This window comes from Paenactinomyces guangxiensis, assembly GCF_016055185.1.
Taxonomy (GTDB): Bacteria; Bacillota; Bacilli; order Thermoactinomycetales; family Thermoactinomycetaceae; genus Paenactinomyces; species Paenactinomyces guangxiensis.
On the sequence record NZ_JAECVR010000003.1, the window covers coordinates 1 to 16,562 of the forward strand.

General features: G+C 45.4%; 15 protein-coding genes and 1 riboswitch. Of the genes, 2 read left to right on the forward strand and 13 right to left on the reverse strand.

Annotation, left to right across the window (positions count from 1 at the left end; genetic code table 11):
• Positions 1–814: 814 nt before the first annotated feature.
• The 6 genes from I8U27_RS04460 to I8U27_RS04485 all read right to left on the reverse strand — a co-directional run bounded on the left by I8U27_RS04460 (position 815) and on the right by I8U27_RS04485 (position 6,825).
• Positions 815–1,114, reverse strand: a complete 300-nt coding sequence (locus tag I8U27_RS04460) for a spore coat protein (protein WP_181751424.1) — start codon at positions 1,112–1,114, stop codon at positions 815–817.
• 14 nt (positions 1,115–1,128) lie between these two features.
• Entirely contained in the window at positions 1,129–1,329 is a 201-nt protein-coding gene (locus tag I8U27_RS04465; protein WP_181751425.1) for a spore coat protein, read from the reverse strand.
• Positions 1,330–1,525: 196 nt separating this feature from the next.
• The gene (locus I8U27_RS04470) at positions 1,526–3,100 is read right to left on the reverse strand and encodes a catalase (protein ID WP_374057919.1); all 1,575 of its coding nucleotides are present in this window, start codon (positions 3,098–3,100) and stop codon (positions 1,526–1,528) included.
• 149 nt (positions 3,101–3,249) lie between these two features.
• Positions 3,250–3,387 carry a hypothetical protein gene (locus I8U27_RS04475; protein ID WP_181751427.1) on the reverse strand — a complete coding sequence of 46 codons (138 nt, stop codon included), beginning with the start codon at positions 3,385–3,387 and terminating at the stop codon, positions 3,250–3,252.
• 573 nt (positions 3,388–3,960) lie between these two features.
• Positions 3,961–4,572, reverse strand: coding sequence for a YczE/YyaS/YitT family protein (locus I8U27_RS04480; protein WP_181751428.1), 612 nt, complete (start codon positions 4,570–4,572; stop codon positions 3,961–3,963).
• A 507-nt stretch (positions 4,573–5,079) separates the two neighbouring features.
• Positions 5,080–6,825 (reverse strand): ABC transporter ATP-binding protein, encoded by a 1,746-nt coding sequence (locus I8U27_RS04485; RefSeq protein ID WP_181751429.1) that lies wholly within the window; start codon positions 6,823–6,825, stop codon positions 5,080–5,082.
• A gap of 300 nt (positions 6,826–7,125) precedes the next feature.
• On the opposite strand from I8U27_RS04485, the gene I8U27_RS20495 reads away from it, so the two are divergent.
• On the forward strand, positions 7,126–7,308 hold the full coding sequence (locus tag I8U27_RS20495) for a tyrosine-type recombinase/integrase (RefSeq protein ID WP_232345247.1): 183 nt from the start codon (positions 7,126–7,128) through the stop codon (positions 7,306–7,308).
• Positions 7,309–7,499: 191 nt separating this feature from the next.
• Here the strand turns inward: I8U27_RS20495 and I8U27_RS04495 are convergent, their stop codons facing one another.
• The 4 genes from I8U27_RS04495 to I8U27_RS04510 all read right to left on the reverse strand — a co-directional run bounded on the left by I8U27_RS04495 (position 7,500) and on the right by I8U27_RS04510 (position 10,822).
• Complete coding sequence (locus I8U27_RS04495) at positions 7,500–7,682, reverse strand: hypothetical protein (RefSeq protein ID WP_181751430.1); 183 nt, start codon at positions 7,680–7,682, stop codon at positions 7,500–7,502.
• 190 nt (positions 7,683–7,872) lie between these two features.
• On the reverse strand, positions 7,873–8,838 hold the full coding sequence (locus tag I8U27_RS04500) for a DMT family transporter (protein ID WP_181751431.1): 966 nt from the start codon (positions 8,836–8,838) through the stop codon (positions 7,873–7,875).
• Positions 8,839–8,881: 43 nt separating this feature from the next.
• Positions 8,882–9,547, reverse strand: coding sequence for a GntR family transcriptional regulator (locus tag I8U27_RS04505; protein ID WP_181751432.1), 666 nt, complete (start codon positions 9,545–9,547; stop codon positions 8,882–8,884).
• A 261-nt stretch (positions 9,548–9,808) separates the two neighbouring features.
• On the reverse strand, positions 9,809–10,822 hold the full coding sequence (locus tag I8U27_RS04510) for a S66 family peptidase (RefSeq protein WP_181751433.1): 1,014 nt from the start codon (positions 10,820–10,822) through the stop codon (positions 9,809–9,811).
• A 259-nt stretch (positions 10,823–11,081) separates the two neighbouring features.
• Positions 11,082–11,275, forward strand: a riboswitch (cobalamin riboswitch).
• A 144-nt stretch (positions 11,276–11,419) separates the two neighbouring features.
• On the opposite strand from I8U27_RS04510, the gene metE reads away from it, so the two are divergent.
• Positions 11,420–13,708 carry a 5-methyltetrahydropteroyltriglutamate--homocysteine S-methyltransferase gene (metE, locus tag I8U27_RS04515; protein ID WP_181751588.1) on the forward strand — a complete coding sequence of 763 codons (2,289 nt, stop codon included), beginning with the start codon at positions 11,420–11,422 and terminating at the stop codon, positions 13,706–13,708.
• Positions 13,709–13,767: 59 nt separating this feature from the next.
• On the opposite strand, the gene rsmB is transcribed toward metE, so the two are convergent.
• Genes rsmB through def form a run of 3 tightly spaced genes read right to left on the reverse strand, consistent with a single transcriptional unit; the run spans position 13,768 to position 16,554 of the window.
• Positions 13,768–15,132, reverse strand: a complete 1,365-nt coding sequence (rsmB, locus tag I8U27_RS04520) for a 16S rRNA (cytosine(967)-C(5))-methyltransferase RsmB (protein ID WP_232345248.1) — start codon at positions 15,130–15,132, stop codon at positions 13,768–13,770.
• On the reverse strand, positions 15,132–16,079 hold the full coding sequence (fmt, locus tag I8U27_RS04525; protein WP_181751435.1) for a methionyl-tRNA formyltransferase: 948 nt from the start codon (positions 16,077–16,079) through the stop codon (positions 15,132–15,134). Before fmt ends, rsmB begins: the two co-directional genes overlap by 1 nt.
• Positions 16,072–16,554, reverse strand: a complete 483-nt coding sequence (gene def, locus I8U27_RS04530; RefSeq protein ID WP_181751436.1) for a peptide deformylase — start codon at positions 16,552–16,554, stop codon at positions 16,072–16,074. Before def ends, fmt begins: the two co-directional genes overlap by 8 nt.
• Positions 16,555–16,562: the final 8 nt, after the last annotated feature.

Sequence of the window (16,562 nt, forward strand, 5' to 3'; positions counted from 1 at the left end):
TGACAACTTTTAAGATACAGGAAAGGGGTCTTCAGGTGGTCAACTTTTTTTTGAGCGTTGTACCACTAAGTGGTCAATAATTAGATTAGCATTTACAGGATTTTTCCTTCAAAAGAGTTATGCAACAACCTCAAATATATTTAAAGTAGAAGAAATAGACTTTATTAGATTTGCTCATACAGTTTTCCTTGCAACCGCCGATTTTCATCCTTTAATCGCTTATTTTCACTTTCTAGCTCCTTAATGCGATCCCGTAACAATTGTATCATTGCATCTTTGCTTTCATCGCTCATTTGACGTTTAAGACCTTTGGAGACTTTACCCGCTGCTGTTGTGCAACTGATCCAATATTTCTGTAGTTTTTTCTGTCATAACCTTTGGTTGGCAGGCAAGGCTACTTGTTAAGGTTTCTGTTCCTGATGTTGAAACAAGCATCAATCAATGTTTGCACCTGATCAGATGACAATATCTTTAATCTCTCTTTTGAAACCTTGAGTTTGAGTATCTTGATGTTTTTCGTCTTATTCTTGAGTGTATGATGAAGGAAACTCTTGAACCTCCCCTTGAAGCAGCTTGTTTTTTGAGTCGTTCTGACAAATTCATGGAGCAATCTTCATGTCTCATTATGTAGTCGTAAAACGCATATATCTTGTCCAAGTAGATATTGATTGTTCTAGCTTTGCGCTTCTTTGAAGTGCTATCAATACTTGTCACTTTAACATTCTGGAATGGATTTTGAAGCCATCGAACAAACAAAAGTCCAGCTTTGTAACAGCTGAACTTTAGAGTGTAACCTTTGTGAGAGCCATGGAAGTTACGACAGTTGATTGACTTGCTGTGCAGATTGACGGTCTACTTGTACCTGTTTGCTGAAGTCCTTTGCATTATAAAGACCTTTGTTTTCCATATAGGTGTAAACATCTGCATGGAATTGAATGGCTTTTTCCAACTGTTGATGAAGAACACGGCGAACCTCGGGCGAGGAAGCCTCCGTCAGTGCAAAGGCTAAATCGCGAACCCCCGTTTTTGCGCTTAATAATAGGTCAGTCGCAATGATATTGTCATTCATTGCGGGAGTTGTTCCTGCTCCTGGCACATTATCCAAAATGCTCATTTCTCCATACCTCCTTATTGTGCATAGTTTGAGTTGGTCAAAAATCTCTGGTATTCACTAATCGCCTCGCGGGAACTATTCAGTTCCCTTTGAATAAGGGATTTCAGCTGTTCATCTTGTGCCATATTGACCAGCATGGAACATTTCGCAACGGTGCAAGTCTTTGCCATCGATAATTCATGGAGATCGGCGGCTTCATGCATTCCTAACTGCATCTTGGTCACCTCCTAGCTTGTGCGAAAAAGGAAAAAATATCCCTGTCAACAATTTTGTTGCTTATCAGCCCGGTTCGTGACAATTTGCGTCTACAGTTCTGCATGAGAATTGTACTGCAGCTTCTTCGTGTGGAAAAACATTGGATCACTCCTTCAGGGTTTGCATCTCATTCCACCTGTTTACTATACTCTCTTTTTAATACGAATCTGTCTCATGCCCCTTGTTTTCAGCTTGTTTGACGGCCTCTCCGGTACCGGTTGCCCCGATGGGTCCATGGCTTGATTCATCCTTTTCATGATGCTGCTTCAACCCCTCAGCCACACGCCGGCCATAATCCTCATCACACTTTGTAAACATCTCAATCATCTTCTCCTGAATCCGGGGGCGGCAGGTTTTGAGGGAGTTCACCAGGTTCAAGATCAGGTCATCACGCTCAAAGCCACTAAATGCCCGGTACGTTTCGCCGGCTTGTTTAAAGTTGCTGGTCCGGTCTATGCTCTCGCGTACAAGTTTTCCTTCCACATGAGGAGTATATTCTTTTCCGGATGGCCGCGCTTCCTTGAGACCGTTTAAGGATGAAGGCTCGTAGTTCACATGCGGGTTCTGTCCAGGTGCAAGATCAACGTAATAGGTCATTTGACCGTCACGCTGGTTCGTGGCCACATGCTTTTTCGGTGCATTGATCGGCAACTGCAAATAGTTAGCTCCAACCCGGTAACGCTGTGTATCTGAATATGAGAATGTCCGTCCCTGGAGCATCTTGTCATCCGAAAAATCCAATCCGTCGACAAGGACACCTGTTCCAAAGGCAGCTTGTTCCACTTCTGCAAAGTAATTTTCCGGGTTTTTGTTCAGGACCATCCGTCCGACAGGCAGCCACGGAAATTGATCCCTCGGCCAAATCTTCGTATCGTCCAGCGGATCAAAGTCAAGTTCGGGATGTTCGCCGTCACTCATAATCTGAACGTACAGCTCCCATTCGGGATAATCACCGCGCTCTATCGCTTCATACAGGTCCTGTGTCGCGTGATTAAAGTTCTTTGCCTGGACTTCCTCTGCTTCTTTTTGCGTCAGATTTTTAATTCCTTGTTTTGGTTCCCAATGGTATTTGACAAGCACAGCCTCTCCATCTTTATTTACCCACTTGTATGTATTGACACCTGACCCCTGCATTTGCCTGTAGTTTGCCGGGATTCCCCACGGTGAGAACAGAAAAGTAATCATATGCATGGCTTCCGGCGTATTGCTGATGAAATCAAATATCCGTTCGCTGTCTTGTATATTGGTCACCGGATCGGGCTTGAAAGCATGAATCAGATCCGGAAACTTCATGGCATCCCGGATAAAGAAAATTTTAAGATTGTTTCCGACAAGATCCCAATTGCCGTCCTCAGTATAAAATTTAACGGCAAAACCGCGGGGATCCCGCAATGTTTCCGGAGAGTGAATCCCGTGAGTGACAGTTGAAAACCGTACAAAAACAGGCGTCCTTTTTCCCGCATCCTGAAATACTTTGGCGCGGGTATATTTGGATATCGGTTCATCCCCCACTTTGCCGTACGTTTCAAAAAATCCATGGGCACCCGCACCGCGGGCATGAACCACCCGCTCGGGAACGCGTTCACGGTCAAAGTGGGAGATTTTTTCAATAAAATGATAGTTCTCAAGCGTAGCCGGTCCGCGATTTCCTACAGTCCGAATGTTTTGGTTGTATTTTACCGGATGGCCCTGGCGGGTCGTCAGTGTCCGCTCATCTTCACCTTCTGCCATTCGTTTATCAAGTGAATCACCGGCTCCTGTTACTGATATGCCATGCTCCATGGCATCCTGGCGGTTTTTTTGTTCTTCATTCATGTTTGTGCTGCACTCCTATAATTCAAATCTCTTTGCTAACGGTATTTTTCCCATCATTCACCATTTCATTCATAAAAAATTGTACCTGTTGCCAGTGGAAGATTTTTGACGCCCGTGTCCCGGTTATGCCCATTCATATAATCAATCACAGCGTATGCAAGAACAAGGATCGTCACAACCACGATCAGAGCCTTTTTCGTCATATTCATTCTTCCAGCTTACGGGATGATCACTTGCCAATATTTTTTCTCCAGCTTGGACTTTATTATGCAGTCACCCGTGTACCATCCCCCACGATTTGGCAGATCATCCTGTATCAAAAGGCCGGAAAAGCCGATTTCCCAATATCTACGGGGCAAAGTCCCCGGTGATGATCGGGAAACCGGCTTTTAAATGATCAGGGGGTTCAGCATTTATATTTTTGAAAAAAGCTTGCCCGGTCCATAGGGAGCGCCCTCTTTCTCCCCCTATAATTGCAGATTTAATCGCCGAAACGGTTAATATCCAAATCCAAATCCCCCAATAAATATAAAGATTGTTGCAATGACCAGGAGGTAGATTAAGAGAGTTCTCCAACTGAAACCAATTCCGTAACCACCACCGCCAAAGATAGCCATGATACTCACCTCCCTGTTTTTTTTCATCAACAATATATGCAACATGTTTGTTTATGAAAGGACTGTTAACTACCATTTCAAAAAATGTTTGATTGTCCCTATGCGGCTGTTTGGTTGCCGGATCATCGGGTTTCCGCTGGAACATCCCCCAAAACCTTTTTAATCTTTTACATGGGTAACAATTGCTCTTTCGATTCGGGGGATCAAAAATTGGATCAGGGGCCCGCTTAAAAAGGTATAAATCACTGTCCCAAGGCCAATTGGTCCGTCAAGCACCAGCGCAAAGGCCAGTGCACAGGAATCTCCGATCGTTTTTGAGGCGGTCAGGCTTAAACCTAATCGCCGGCAAAGAGCAATCATCAGTTGATCAGCGGGAGTAAGGGCAAATTCACCCTGCAGATACATCCCGGTACCCGCAGATGTAATGATCAGCCCCAGCCAAAAAGTGAACACCTGCATCTCTGCACCCTTTTGTTCCGGATGGATCACATACAGCCAAACATCAATGCACAGCCCCAGAATGATCACCGTGATGAGCGAAAGAAAGTCCGGCCTCCTCTTCATCAGATAAGAACTGCAAAAAATAAAGATAACCCCGAAGATAATCAGCCAGAAGCCCACGGTTAAGCCAAAATGGCTGCACATCCCTACATAAAATCCGTCCCACGGCCCGGTCCCCAAGTCAGAACGAATCATCAGCGCCAGACCCAGTGCTTGTATAATCAGTCCTGCTATGTAAGCAATGATTCTGATGATGGTTTTGTTCGTCATAAAATGAACCAACCTTAAAAGAAGAAGTTATCCATAAATATATGTACAAGTTCCGGGAAATAGGCATTGGGATTTTCAGCTTGTGGTTTCATCCGAAAAAATAACAAATCCAGCCGTTAAGGGGTGGTGGTAGCGAACATCGATTTTGGGTTCATTTGCCCAATAAATGAAAAAATGACTTGAGATGCCACGTCCAGGCCTCAAGTCATTTCGTGTTTATACAGGAAACTCAGAGATGACACGTTCATAAAAACCTAGCATTATTAGGACCAATTCCAAATGGCAATATACGCTAGGAGTACAAGTATTACGATGGCAAAGCTAATCAAAATCATGATCCGGCACTGCATCTTTTCGGGAAAATTGTACGTATAGACATATTTATTAATAACAGCGAACAAGCTCACTGCGAGGACAGTAAGCCTGTCAACAGATGATCAACACCACATTGATATCAACAATTTACTACATTTAGGCTTAAAGTGAGCCATGTTTCGTTTAAAGAGCTTATACTTGCAATTCAAACTGCTTGGAATACAGGTGTGCATACGCTCCATCGTGTGCAAGTAACGCATCATGTGTACCTTGTTCCACAATACCGTCCTCGGTTAATACGATAATCCGCCCTGCATTGCGGATAGTGGAAAGGCGATGGGCAATAACGATGGTTGTACGCCCATTAGCTAACGATTCCAGTGATTCCTTGACGATACTTTCACTCTCGTTATCTAGCGCGCTCGTTGCCTCATCGAAAATGAGAATGGGTGGATTTTTTAAGAATACGCGAGCGATACTTAATCGCTGCTTTTGGCCGCCGGACAGTTTGACACCTCGCTGTCCGATCTCGGAGTGGTAGCCGTTTGGCAAGCTCATGATGAAGTCATGGGCATTGGCTCGCTTGGCTGCCTCGATAATTTCTTCATCGCTTGCTGCCGGATTTCCGTAGCGGATATTTTCCATTACCGTTCCCGCAAAAAGATAAACATCTTGCTGTACAATACCAATGTTATTTCTTAATGACTGCAGGTCGATATCACGGACGTTGATCCCGTCTAGTAACACCTCCCCATCTGTCACATCATAAAAGCGAGGGATGAGCGAGCATAATGTAGTTTTCCCCGCACCAGACGGACCAACCAACGCAACGTACTCCCCCGGTTGTACATGAAGCGACAGGTTTCCTAATACATTGTCTAAATGGTTCTCGTAGCGGAAGGAAACTTGCTTGAACTCAATTTCGCCATGTACCTCTCGCAGGGTCACGGCATTCGGTTTGTTTTCGATTGCCGGCTTCACATTCATGATTTCCATAAAGCGCTGGAAGCCAGTGATTCCTTCTTGAAACTGCGTGCTCATATGAGTTAAGCGTTGAATTGGCTCAATCATAAAGCGGATATACAGTAAAAAAGTAATTAAATCAGCTAACGCTAAAGTGTCGTTGACGATACTGGCACTGCCAAAGATAATCACCGTGATCGTCATCAGTTGCAGAAACGTTTCAACTCCATTGAAAAAGTACGCTTCAGCCCTGTACGTTTTCTTTCGGCTATCGAGGAAACGATTATTCTCTCGGTTAAACTTCTTAATCTCTACCTGCTCATTGGCAAACGATTTTACCACGCGAATTCCTGATAGACTATCCTCTACCTGTGCATTAACGTCCGCAATTCGCTCTTTGTTTCTTCTTAATGCCTGGTTCAATTTCCTATTAAAGTACAATGTAAAGACACCCAAGAATGGTAAGAAACAGAATACGGTGATCGTTAATGGAGCGTTAATAAAATACAAAATGACAAACGCTCCAATAAAGCGGACGAGATATTTAATGTAGTCTTCTGGACCGTGATGGTACAGTTCGGAAAGCAGTAACAGGTCGTTCGTTATTCTAGACATGAGCTGACCTGTCTTTTCCTTATCGTAAAAACTAAAGGAAAGCTTTTGCATGTGCTCAAACAGCTCGCTGCGCATATCACTTTCCATACGAGCACCGACTTCATGACCTTTATAGTCCACAAAGTAGTTCCCGATATTCTGGATCGCGGCTAAAACAAGCATCAGCCCACCAATCCAATACACTTCACTTAGCGCAGTGGACAAGTCTCCTTCCAGAACATCTTTCGTAATATACCGAACGAGCAACGGAAAAACCAAAGTCACAGCAGATACGATAAAGGAGCACGCCAATACAGAAAGAAACAACGTTAAATACGGTTTATAATATGAGAAAAATTTTTTTACTGGAAAACAACGCATGATTTACCCCTTTTTTTGTGTTATTAAATAAACACATATAAGGGGTACACCGTTTACAATTAAGAAAGTGTTCCGCCCTTATATGTTTGTGCGATTGGGATCGTTATGTTTTTCATGTGAATTGCCTCCTTGTTCGTTAATACTTTCAGTATAAATGATTTTATGTAGGAGTAAACAGTATATCCCATAAAATTGACACTACACAAAATTATCAATAAAATATTGTTTTACTTTATGGGAATCTATCACACTACACCTATTTTTATACATGCACATCTTCAAGAAGTATTCCGATCTGGCATGGTCCAATCTATTTCACCGCATAAGTTACGCCACTTCTTGTTAACATGGCTAAAGAAACAGGACATTGACGATGCACTCATCCAGCCTTATTCTGGACATGCAAGCGGTAAGCCGCTTGAAGTGTATTCTAAATTGGCCATTACCGATGCTCAGGATGAATATGAGCGTTGTCATTTCTGAGTTTCCTGTATTAAACGAAATGACTCGAGTCTGCATGCGTAGCAACTCGAGTCATTTTTCCATTTGTTGGGCAAATGACCCCAAAATTTGACGTTCTCTACCACCACCCCGTTAAGACAGGTTTCTGTCCAGCTGGATGGTCAAAAAAATATAAAAGAGGTTGAATCCATAGACGGTTATACCGTTACATTTTAATCTTTTGGCTCTCGTTTTTTTCCCACAGAGCCGCCAGTAATTCCCACTTGCCCCCATGATTCCAAAATTGTGTCTGTCAGCGGAGTACTCACTTCAACGCCATACAGGTCAAACTTGTTAACGGCCGGATTTTGACGTCTCTGCACCTTTTCTTCGTTCTTTTTTTCTTTTTTTCCCATTCTGCATCCCTCCAGTGTCGGGGAATTACAGGTTAGTATACCTTTATGGCCGATCATGCATGTACGGGCTAGTTGGCCGTTTTTTGCGATAAGTATGTGTAACCAAAAGAGTGAGATTTCATAAATAATCCTTCCCTTACCAAAAAAAAACGGAATGATTCTAATCCCCCGCTTCCACCCGGTATCTTATTTAAACATGATGTATTCTTTCCTTTTGTTCCTGCCCTGTCGGGGAAGGAGCGGCACGGTGATTCACCAGCCAGACTCCGAGAAGCATAAGGGCGGAGCCGATCAATTGAACCGGTGTCGGCACATCATTTAAAATCAGCCCGGCCAACACCAATCCGGAAACTGGCACAAAGTACATAAATACGGCGGCTCTTGGTGCCCCGATTCCTTTAACGCCAATATAATAGAACCAATTTGCGATCACCGTGGGAAACAGAGCGAGGTAGAACTGATTGGCCCAAAAACCGGCACTGAGCCCGGACCACTGGACCTTACTCAGATCGGAGATTGCAAAAAATCCGAGTGCGATTGAGCCGAAAAGCATCGCATAGGCTGTTGCAGGCATGGGATCGACCTTATGCAGCAACTTTCTGCCAAGAAGTGTATAGACCGACCAGCACACGGCAGCGGCTAAGAACAGCAGGTCACCCGTCATGCGGCGGATGTTCACAACTTCCCCCAGACCGATGGCAGAAAAGAAAACAAGTGATCCGATTAAAGCGAGGCATAGTCCGCCCACTTGTTTTCTGCCCAGTTTTTCCTTGAGAAAAAGAGCTGCCAGCAACACGGTAACCGCCGGGCTCAAAGTGGGAATAATCATGGTTCCGTCCGATGCCCGTGAAAAGGCTAGCCCCCAAAAGAAAAGAAGATTATAGACGGCAACACCCAGAAGCCCGAGGATGGCAAGGCCAAACCAGCTTTCACGGGGGACTGTGCGGATCTCTTTCCGGCGGGTGCGGAGAAATAACAACATGAAAAGGGCTGCAAGACCAAATCGGATCAGAGCCGCTACCGATGGCGGAACCGAATCGATGGCGACTTTGGATGATACAAAGGCACTGCCCCAAAAAACCATGGTAGTGATTAGCACAAAGTAAGACATTCGGTGTCCCGGATCGGATGGATGAGTGGCGGAGCCTTTTGTCATAGGGAGCACCTCCTTTTTATCTTTAGCGGGGGAGAAAATCAGGCTAAATCAATTTGTAGATTTCTTCCATCGGGCGTAACCAGTTTTGCTTCATCACTGCCGCGGCTGTATCTTTATCTCCCCGTTCAAGTGCCTCAATCATCGCAGCATGTTCTGCAACAGACTCATGCCCGGCCGAGGCAGGTTGTTGCAGAAAAACGTACTTGAGCCGGCGGATATGCATTTGCAAATTGGAGATAAAGGAAACAAGGTACGGATTGGCAGCCGCTTCAACGATGATATTGTGAAACTGCTCATCCAGTTCCATCGCCTGAAACGGCTGATGCTGGCCGAGAATCCGGGCAAACTTTTCATTTACCTCCCGCAAGCGTTCAATCTGTTCCGGCAAAATCTTGGACGCCGCCAGTTCGGCTGCCAGAGCTTGCAAAGAAGCGAGAGGCGGATAAACCTTCAAAATATCTTCTTTTTCTATGGTTGTCACCCGCGTATCCCTTCCCCGGTGCATTTCGACAAACCCTTGCATTTCGAGAAGCTGCAATGCTTCGCGAACCGGAGTTCTGCTCATTCCCAATGCTTCTGCCAGCTCGGCATCATTCAGTTTTTCACCCGGTTGAAGCGTTCCGTCTATAATCCAGTGTTGCACCTGGGCAAAAGCGCGTTCTTTTGCAGACACTTGAATCGGCTTAGAGAAGCCTTTCGGTATCGGCATCAGTCATCACCCCTTAACGAAGAACTCCCATACGTCCCTATAAGGTAAGTCACCGTTTATTTGCTTCTTCAAAATTAATATATTACATATGAATGTGATATTCAAGAATAGTGATATAACTATTTTCATTTTTTTGCTGCATACAGACATAATTAAACCGACTCCCTGTATGCCGGGGAGCCGGCTCCTTCGATAAATAAAACTATACATATACATGAACATTTGCTGGCTATAGATCCTGTTCCAAACGACAGGCTAACACTATTTAAAATATTGCCAAACAGTCCCTTTGCCGCCTTCTGCTTCTACTTCGGCATAAGCTCCGTTGATCAAAGTGATTTGCGGAGGGACATGGCCACAATCAATGTCATAAATAATGGGTATTTGCAGCTCGTCAGAAAGTTCTTGATAAATGTCTTCAATTGTATAGTTCTCTACCGGATGATTGGCAGGACTCCGGCCAAACATAATTCCTGAACATTGTTCAAACCAGCCCGCTAACTTCATTTGCACAAGTGACCTGCGTAAATCCGTTGTTGTCATATCACAATTTTCAAAATACCATAAAACAGATTCCCCGTTGGTAAACTGTTTTCTGAAGCCTTGTACATCACCGAATGGTGTACCGATTAAGTGTCGAATGACATCTATACACCCGCCTAGCAAACGTCCTTGTATTTTCACAGGATTACTGGAAGCGGTTTTCCAGCAGGTTTGTTCCGTTAAATGAAAAACACATGGTGTAGGGTTATGGTGCTGCCATTCTCTTTGATATTTTGCTGAGGAATGTTGCCGTACGGACCCTCCGGCTTCAGTTGATAATACCGTCTGCCACATCGCTGTCGTATCGTCCCAATACTCTCCTCTTAAATCGACGAAATTAGGTCCATGGGCAGTTGCGACCCCCGTCTTTAAAGTGATTGCCAATAACAATACACTTGTATCCGAGTAGCCTAATAACCACTTTTTATTTATATTTTCAAAATCTACATATTCCAGCATCTCAATCAATAAATGCCCGCCCCAGGGAGGAATGATGAGATTGACCTGTTCGTCTTGCATCATTTGATTAAATTCATCGGCACGTTTTTGGGCAGGCGATGATTTCGCCTTGTTTTGCGTCCAGACCGTATCTCCGCAAACAACTTTAAATCCTCTCTTTTCCATGCGGCTTAACGCAAGTTTAAACATATCATGCAACTCAGCCTGTACCCCGGATGAGGGGGCTGTTACTCCAATTGTTGCCCCTTTTTGCAAAAGCGGATATATGATCATCCTTCTACCCCCCAAACATTTTCTATGATTTTATCAAGCCAAAGTTATTTGAACAATAGTTCTTTCATAATTCTTACTCAACAAATCGCCCTTAATAGGAAGGATCATCCCTCTCATTTAAACATTTCAAGCTGTTGTATTACGCATACTTTTTATTCGGCAATGTCTTGTTTTCCTTGAATCCGGCGTTATAGTGCGATGACGGATGATTTGTCGAACTTGACTAATGGGATGAATAGTGTAAAATAAACTGAAATAACCGAATATAGTGGGAACAGGTACTTCAGGAAGAGTTCCTGAAGTTTAAAAGGGAAACCGGTGAGATTCCGGTGCGGTCCCGCCACTGTCACAGGGGAATCAGCTAAAGGGTAAAGCCACTTATGTTACATAGGGAAGGCATTTAGCTGATGTTGATCCTGGAGCCAGGAGACCTGCCTGTTCTGACAACACTGTCAGACCTACGGTAGATAGGAAGGTGTTGAAATGTAAGAGCTGAAGTCTTGCCCATCACTTGACTTTGATCACAAAGGCATTTCCACTTTTTTACTATTGCGTGGAAGTGCCTTTTTGTTTACGGAGGGAAACCATTTGAAAAAGATGAAAGTGAGCAATCTGGGATATCCGCGAATCGGGGCAAAACGAGAATGGAAAAAAGCACTGGAATCTTTCTGGGACGGGAAATTGGATGCACCCGGGCTTGAAAAAAGAATGAAAGAAATCCGGCTGGATCACCTTCAAACGCAACGATTAAAAGGGGTCGACCTCATTCCGGTCAATGACTTTACCTGCTATGACCACATGTTGGACATGGCAACCATGTTTGGCTGGGTTCCAAAACGTTTTAACCATCAGGGAGGGCCTGTCCCACTCCAGGACTATTTTGCTATGGCACGCGGGAAACAGGATGCCGTTGCATGTGAGATGACCAAATGGTTTAATACCAACTACCATTACATTGTTCCCGAATATGAAGAAGAGATGGAATTCAGCCTTTTGGAGAACCGGCCTCTCAAAGCTTTCAGGGAAGCGAAGGAGGAACTCGGGATCGATGGCAAACCGGTGATCATTGGTCCTTACACTTTTTTAAAACTGTCTAAAGGTTATTCTTCAGGACAATTTGAAAATCTGTTAAACAGGCTGATTCCTCTCTATATACAAATGCTTGGAGAATTGGCGGAGGCGGGCTGTAGTTGGGTTCAGATGGACGAGCCTGTCTTCGTTGCTGATCTTTCCAAAGAAGATATGAAACTTGCCAAAGAGATATATAACCAGTTCAAACGTGCGGTCCCTGAGATTCATTTGATCATTCAAACTTATTTTGACTCGGTTGAGCATTATGAGGATTTAATATCCTTTCCCGCAGCCGGCATTGGCCTTGATTTTGTGCACGGGAAAACAGGAAACTTAGATTCAATTCGCAAATACGGTTTCCCTGCTGACAAATGTTTAGGGATTGGTTGCATTGACGGAAGAAACATATGGCGGAATCATTTACAAGAGACGATCCGGTTTATTCAAGAATTGGACGATTTTATTTCCCCGAGAGAATGGTTTTTACAGCCTTCTTGCAGCTTATTGCATGTTCCGGTACGGAAGGATCAGGAAACCGATCTGGATTCGGTTCTCTATCGCTCTTTGTCCTTTGCCGATGAGAAACTGGAAGAATTACATTTGCTCAAACAGGCACTCTCCCATGGCAGTGAATCGATCTCCGAACAGCTGAATGCCGCAGCCGAAGCACTGGATGACCTCTCCACCCATGAAATGCGCCATCGCCCTTCGGTGCGAAAACATTTGAAACATTTAAGAGAAGAAGAATTTAACCGCAAGAGCCCTTTTCAAATCCGCCAGCAGATCCAACGGGAATATTTACAATTGCCACTGTTGCCAACAACCACAATCGGCAGTTTTCCGCAAACGCCGGAAGTAAGAAAGGCACGGAGAAAATGGAGGATCAAGGAGTGGACACAGGAACAGTACGATGAATTTATGCAAACAGAAATTCAAAAATGGATGCAAATCCAGGAAGAAATCGGATTAGATGTGCTTGTACACGGAGAATTTGAGCGTAATGATATGGTGGAGTTTTTTGGCGAACGGTTAGGCGGGTTTGCTTTCACGAAACACGGTTGGGTACAGTCTTACGGTTCAAGATGTGTAAAACCTCCTATTATCTATGGAGATATAGAGTTCAGGTCTCCGATGACGGTGAAAGAAAGCAAATTTGCCCAGTCTTGCACAGAGAAGCCGGTGAAGGGAATGTTGACCGGTCCTGTCACCATCCTTCACTGGTCCTTTGTGAGAAATGATCTGTCCAAAAAAGAGGTTGCCGCGCAGATTGCACTTGCCTTACGTCAAGAGGTACAATCACTCGAAGCAAATGGAATCCGCATCATTCAGGTAGATGAGCCGGCCCTCCGTGAAGGATTACCTTTAAAGAAAAAGAATTGGAACCATTATTTAGAGTGGGCGGTTCGATCGTTTCGTCTAGCCACTTCAGCGGTTGATGACCGGACCCAGATTCATACCCATATGTGTTACAGCCAATTTGACGATATCATGGAATCGATTCAACAACTGGATGCTGATGTGATTTCCATTGAAGCTTCGCGAAGCCACGGGGAACTGATTCAGACGCTCAGAAATCATTCCTATAAAAAAGGAATCGGTCTCGGTGTCTATGATATTCACAGTCCCAGAATTCCCTCAGCAGATGAGATAAAAACGCAGATCGAACATGCTTTGCTGGTCTGTGACAGGCAATTATTCTGGGTTAATCCTGATTGCGGGCTAAAAACAAGAAAACAAGAGGAAGTGATCCATTCTTTAACCCACATGGTTACAGCAGCGAAACTTGTCAGGAGCGAAATTGCCCGGAATGTATGATGTTAACAAATCATGAATCCCGTCCCCGCCTTCATTGGCGGGGATTAAAGGTCTTGAGATTACTCTTTTTTGATTAAACGGGCGATGAAAAAGCCATCACTGTGAAAATGATGCGGCAGGATTTGGACCCAGCCTTCTCCCGTCAGAGCTGTCTCCCGCACAATCGGCGGCAACAGCCGGTTCATCTCGGGATCAGGTTCAAATTCCGGGTGGCGCTGCAAAAACTGCCCCACTTGTTCACTATTCTCCCGGAGTTCCCAGGTGCATGTACTGTAAAGCAGGGTTCCTCCGGGACGCAGCAGGGAAGCCACTGTGTCCAGGAGTTCTTTTTGCAGCCTGACCAGGGAATCTATTTGTTGCGCTTCTTTGCTCCATTTGATATCCGGTTTGCGGCGGATCACCCCCAGGCCTGAACAGGGGGCATCCAATAAAATAGCATCAAATAGAAATCCCTGTTCCAATCGGGCAGGCAATTCCCTGGTATCAAGAGCTTTCGTCTCCACAATGGCTGTTCCCAGACGATCCGCGTTGGAGCGAATCAGGTCTATTTTATGGGGGTGCAGGTCACACGCAATAATCAAACCTTGATTGTTCATCTGTTCGGCCAGATGGGTGGTTTTCCCCCCGGGAGCAGCACAGGCATCCAGCACGGTCATGCCTGGTTGGGGGGCCAGCAGACGTCCGACGAGCATGGAGCTTTCGTCTTGCACCGTACAAAACCCTTGCTGGTACAAAGAGCTGTAAGCAGGGTTTCCCCCGCCCTGGATAATCACTCCATCCGGCACCACTTCTGAAGGAACTGCTTCTCCTTCCTGCTTTTCTTTCCACTTGCGGATGAAAGAGTCGCGGTCCGTTTTTAAAGTATTGACGCGGACAGATATTTTGGGCGGGGTATTATCGGCTTCCATGATTTGTTTTGCCGCCTGGGCACCCACCATTTGCTCCAGGCGTTTGACCAGCCATTCGGGATGAGAATAAGCAATTGCTTTTTCCGAGGTTGTTTGCGGGTCAGCGGGTAGTGCCAGCTGTTCTTTTTGCCGCAAATACGAACGCAAAACACCATTGACTAAACTGGTGATTCCTTTGTGCCCCCTTTTTTTGGCGATATGTACTGTTTCGTGAACAGCGGCACGCACTGGTATCTTATCCAGATAAACAAGCTGATAGATTCCCAGTCTGAGAAGTTGTCTGACCCAGGGTTGCAGGGAAGCAATCCCTTTTTTAACAAGTTGGTTTAAGATCCAGTCCAATGTGTTTAACCGTTGGATTGATCCGTAAACCAATTCGGTGACCAGCCGCTTGTCCCTCTGGTCGAGACGGCTGATCTGTAATGCCCGGTTTAACAAGAGATTGCTGTAAGATTGGTTTTGTTCCACTTGCAAAAGAATATCCAACGCCCACTCACGGGCCGTTTTACCAGCCATCATTCATCACCCAGCCGTTCTCCTGCCTCCATCTGGCGTCCACGCGCAAACTCCTCCACCGCCATCCGTTTTTTACCCGCCGGTTGAACTTCTGTGAGCAGCAGTGACCCTTCGCCGGTTGCCACAACGATCCCGTCTGTCCCGATCCTTTTGACGGTTCCCGGTACTTCCCGGGCCGGTTCATCCAGCGGCTCTGCCCACCAGACTTTAAATGGCTTCCCTTTCCAGAGGGTAAAGGCGACAGGCCAGGGGTGAAGTCCCCGGACCTGTTGAGCGATCGCTTTCGCGGAACGGGACCAGTCAATTTTTTCATCCTCGCGGCGGATATTGGGGGCATAGGTTACTTTGCTCTCATCCTGGGGGACAGCGGTAATCTCCCCTTTAACCAGACGCGGCAGTACTTCTTTCAGCAAGTCTGCCCCTGTCCGGCTCAATTTATCATGCATGGTGCCTGTGTGGTCTTGTTCGGTAATCGGTACCGACCGCTGGGCAATCATATCCCCTGCGTCCAAGGCTTTCACCATGTACATGATCGTAATCCCTGTCTCTTTTTCACCGTCGATGATTGCCTTGTGAATCGGCGCTCCCCCGCGATATTTCGGCAATAGGGAAGCATGTACATTGATACAGCCCAAGCGGGGAACATTTAAAATCTCCTCTGGTACGATCTGTCCATATGCCGCTGTAACGATCAGATCTGGCTTATATTCCAGAACTTTTTTGATGGCCTCCGGATCGCGTAATTTTTCCGGCTGATAGACAGGAATACCATAATTCTGTGCCGCCACTTTTACCGGGGGCGGTGTCAACTCTTTTTTTCTGCCCTTGGGCCGGTCGGGTTGGGTAACAACCGCAACCACCTGATATTTTTCTTCCACCAGTGCCCGCAAAGAGGGCACCGCAAAATCAGGGGTGCCCATAAAAACAATTCTCACTTGATCACTCATCGCTGTCCTCCTCATTCTCTTCCGGTCGGAACACTCGTTCAGCGATATCGATAAATAAAACTCCATTCAAATGATCGATTTCATGCTGAAAGGCCCGGGCCAGATAACCGTCAGCCTCAATTTCGATCGGCTCGCCATTACGATCTTGCCCGACAACTTTAATGCGGTTGTACCGGCGCACCTCTCCCAATAAGTTTGGGATGCTTAAACATCCCTCCGGCGGTGAGATTTGCTCTCCGGATTTCTCTGTGATTTCGGGATTAATCATCTCAATCAATCCATCTCCAACATCGACAACGATCGCTCTTTTTAAAATCCCGACTTGCGGTGCAGCCAACCCGACACCCTGCGCGTCATACATGGTTTCTGCCATATCATCGAGCAATTTGTGCAAACGGGCATGAAATTTCGTGACTGGTTTTGCTTTTTCTCTCAAAACAGGATCGGGATACTGGACAATCTTCCGTATCGCCATCTTTATTT

What these genes read in the sequence shown, in the direction of transcription:
- I8U27_RS04460 (WP_181751424.1), bottom strand. Translation starts at nt 1,114, where the DNA reads ATGAGCATTTTGGATAATGTGCCAGGAGCAGGAACAACTCCCGCAATG.
- I8U27_RS04465 (WP_181751425.1), bottom strand. Translation starts at nt 1,329, where the DNA reads ATGCAGTTAGGAATGCATGAAGCCGCCGATCTCCATGAATTATCGATG.
- I8U27_RS04470 (WP_374057919.1), bottom strand. Translation starts at nt 3,100, where the DNA reads ATGGCAGAAGGTGAAGATGAGCGGACACTGACGACCCGCCAGGGCCAT.
- I8U27_RS04475 (WP_181751427.1), bottom strand. Translation starts at nt 3,387, where the DNA reads ATGACGAAAAAGGCTCTGATCGTGGTTGTGACGATCCTTGTTCTTGCA.
- I8U27_RS04480 (WP_181751428.1), bottom strand. Translation starts at nt 4,572, where the DNA reads ATGACGAACAAAACCATCATCAGAATCATTGCTTACATAGCAGGACTG.
- I8U27_RS04485 (WP_181751429.1), bottom strand. Translation starts at nt 6,825, where the DNA reads ATGCGTTGTTTTCCAGTAAAAAAATTTTTCTCATATTATAAACCGTAT.
- I8U27_RS20495 (WP_232345247.1), top strand. Translation starts at nt 7,126, where the DNA reads ATGGTCCAATCTATTTCACCGCATAAGTTACGCCACTTCTTGTTAACA.
- I8U27_RS04495 (WP_181751430.1), bottom strand. Translation starts at nt 7,682, where the DNA reads ATGGGAAAAAAAGAAAAAAAGAACGAAGAAAAGGTGCAGAGACGTCAA.
- I8U27_RS04500 (WP_181751431.1), bottom strand. Translation starts at nt 8,838, where the DNA reads ATGACAAAAGGCTCCGCCACTCATCCATCCGATCCGGGACACCGAATG.
- I8U27_RS04505 (WP_181751432.1), bottom strand. Translation starts at nt 9,547, where the DNA reads ATGCCGATACCGAAAGGCTTCTCTAAGCCGATTCAAGTGTCTGCAAAA.
- I8U27_RS04510 (WP_181751433.1), bottom strand. Translation starts at nt 10,822, where the DNA reads ATGATCATATATCCGCTTTTGCAAAAAGGGGCAACAATTGGAGTAACA.
- metE (WP_181751588.1), top strand. Translation starts at nt 11,420, where the DNA reads ATGAAAGTGAGCAATCTGGGATATCCGCGAATCGGGGCAAAACGAGAA.
- rsmB (WP_232345248.1), bottom strand. Translation starts at nt 15,132, where the DNA reads ATGGCTGGTAAAACGGCCCGTGAGTGGGCGTTGGATATTCTTTTGCAA.
- fmt (WP_181751435.1), bottom strand. Translation starts at nt 16,079, where the DNA reads ATGAGTGATCAAGTGAGAATTGTTTTTATGGGCACCCCTGATTTTGCG.
- def (WP_181751436.1), bottom strand. Translation starts at nt 16,554, where the DNA reads ATGGCGATACGGAAGATTGTCCAGTATCCCGATCCTGTTTTGAGAGAA.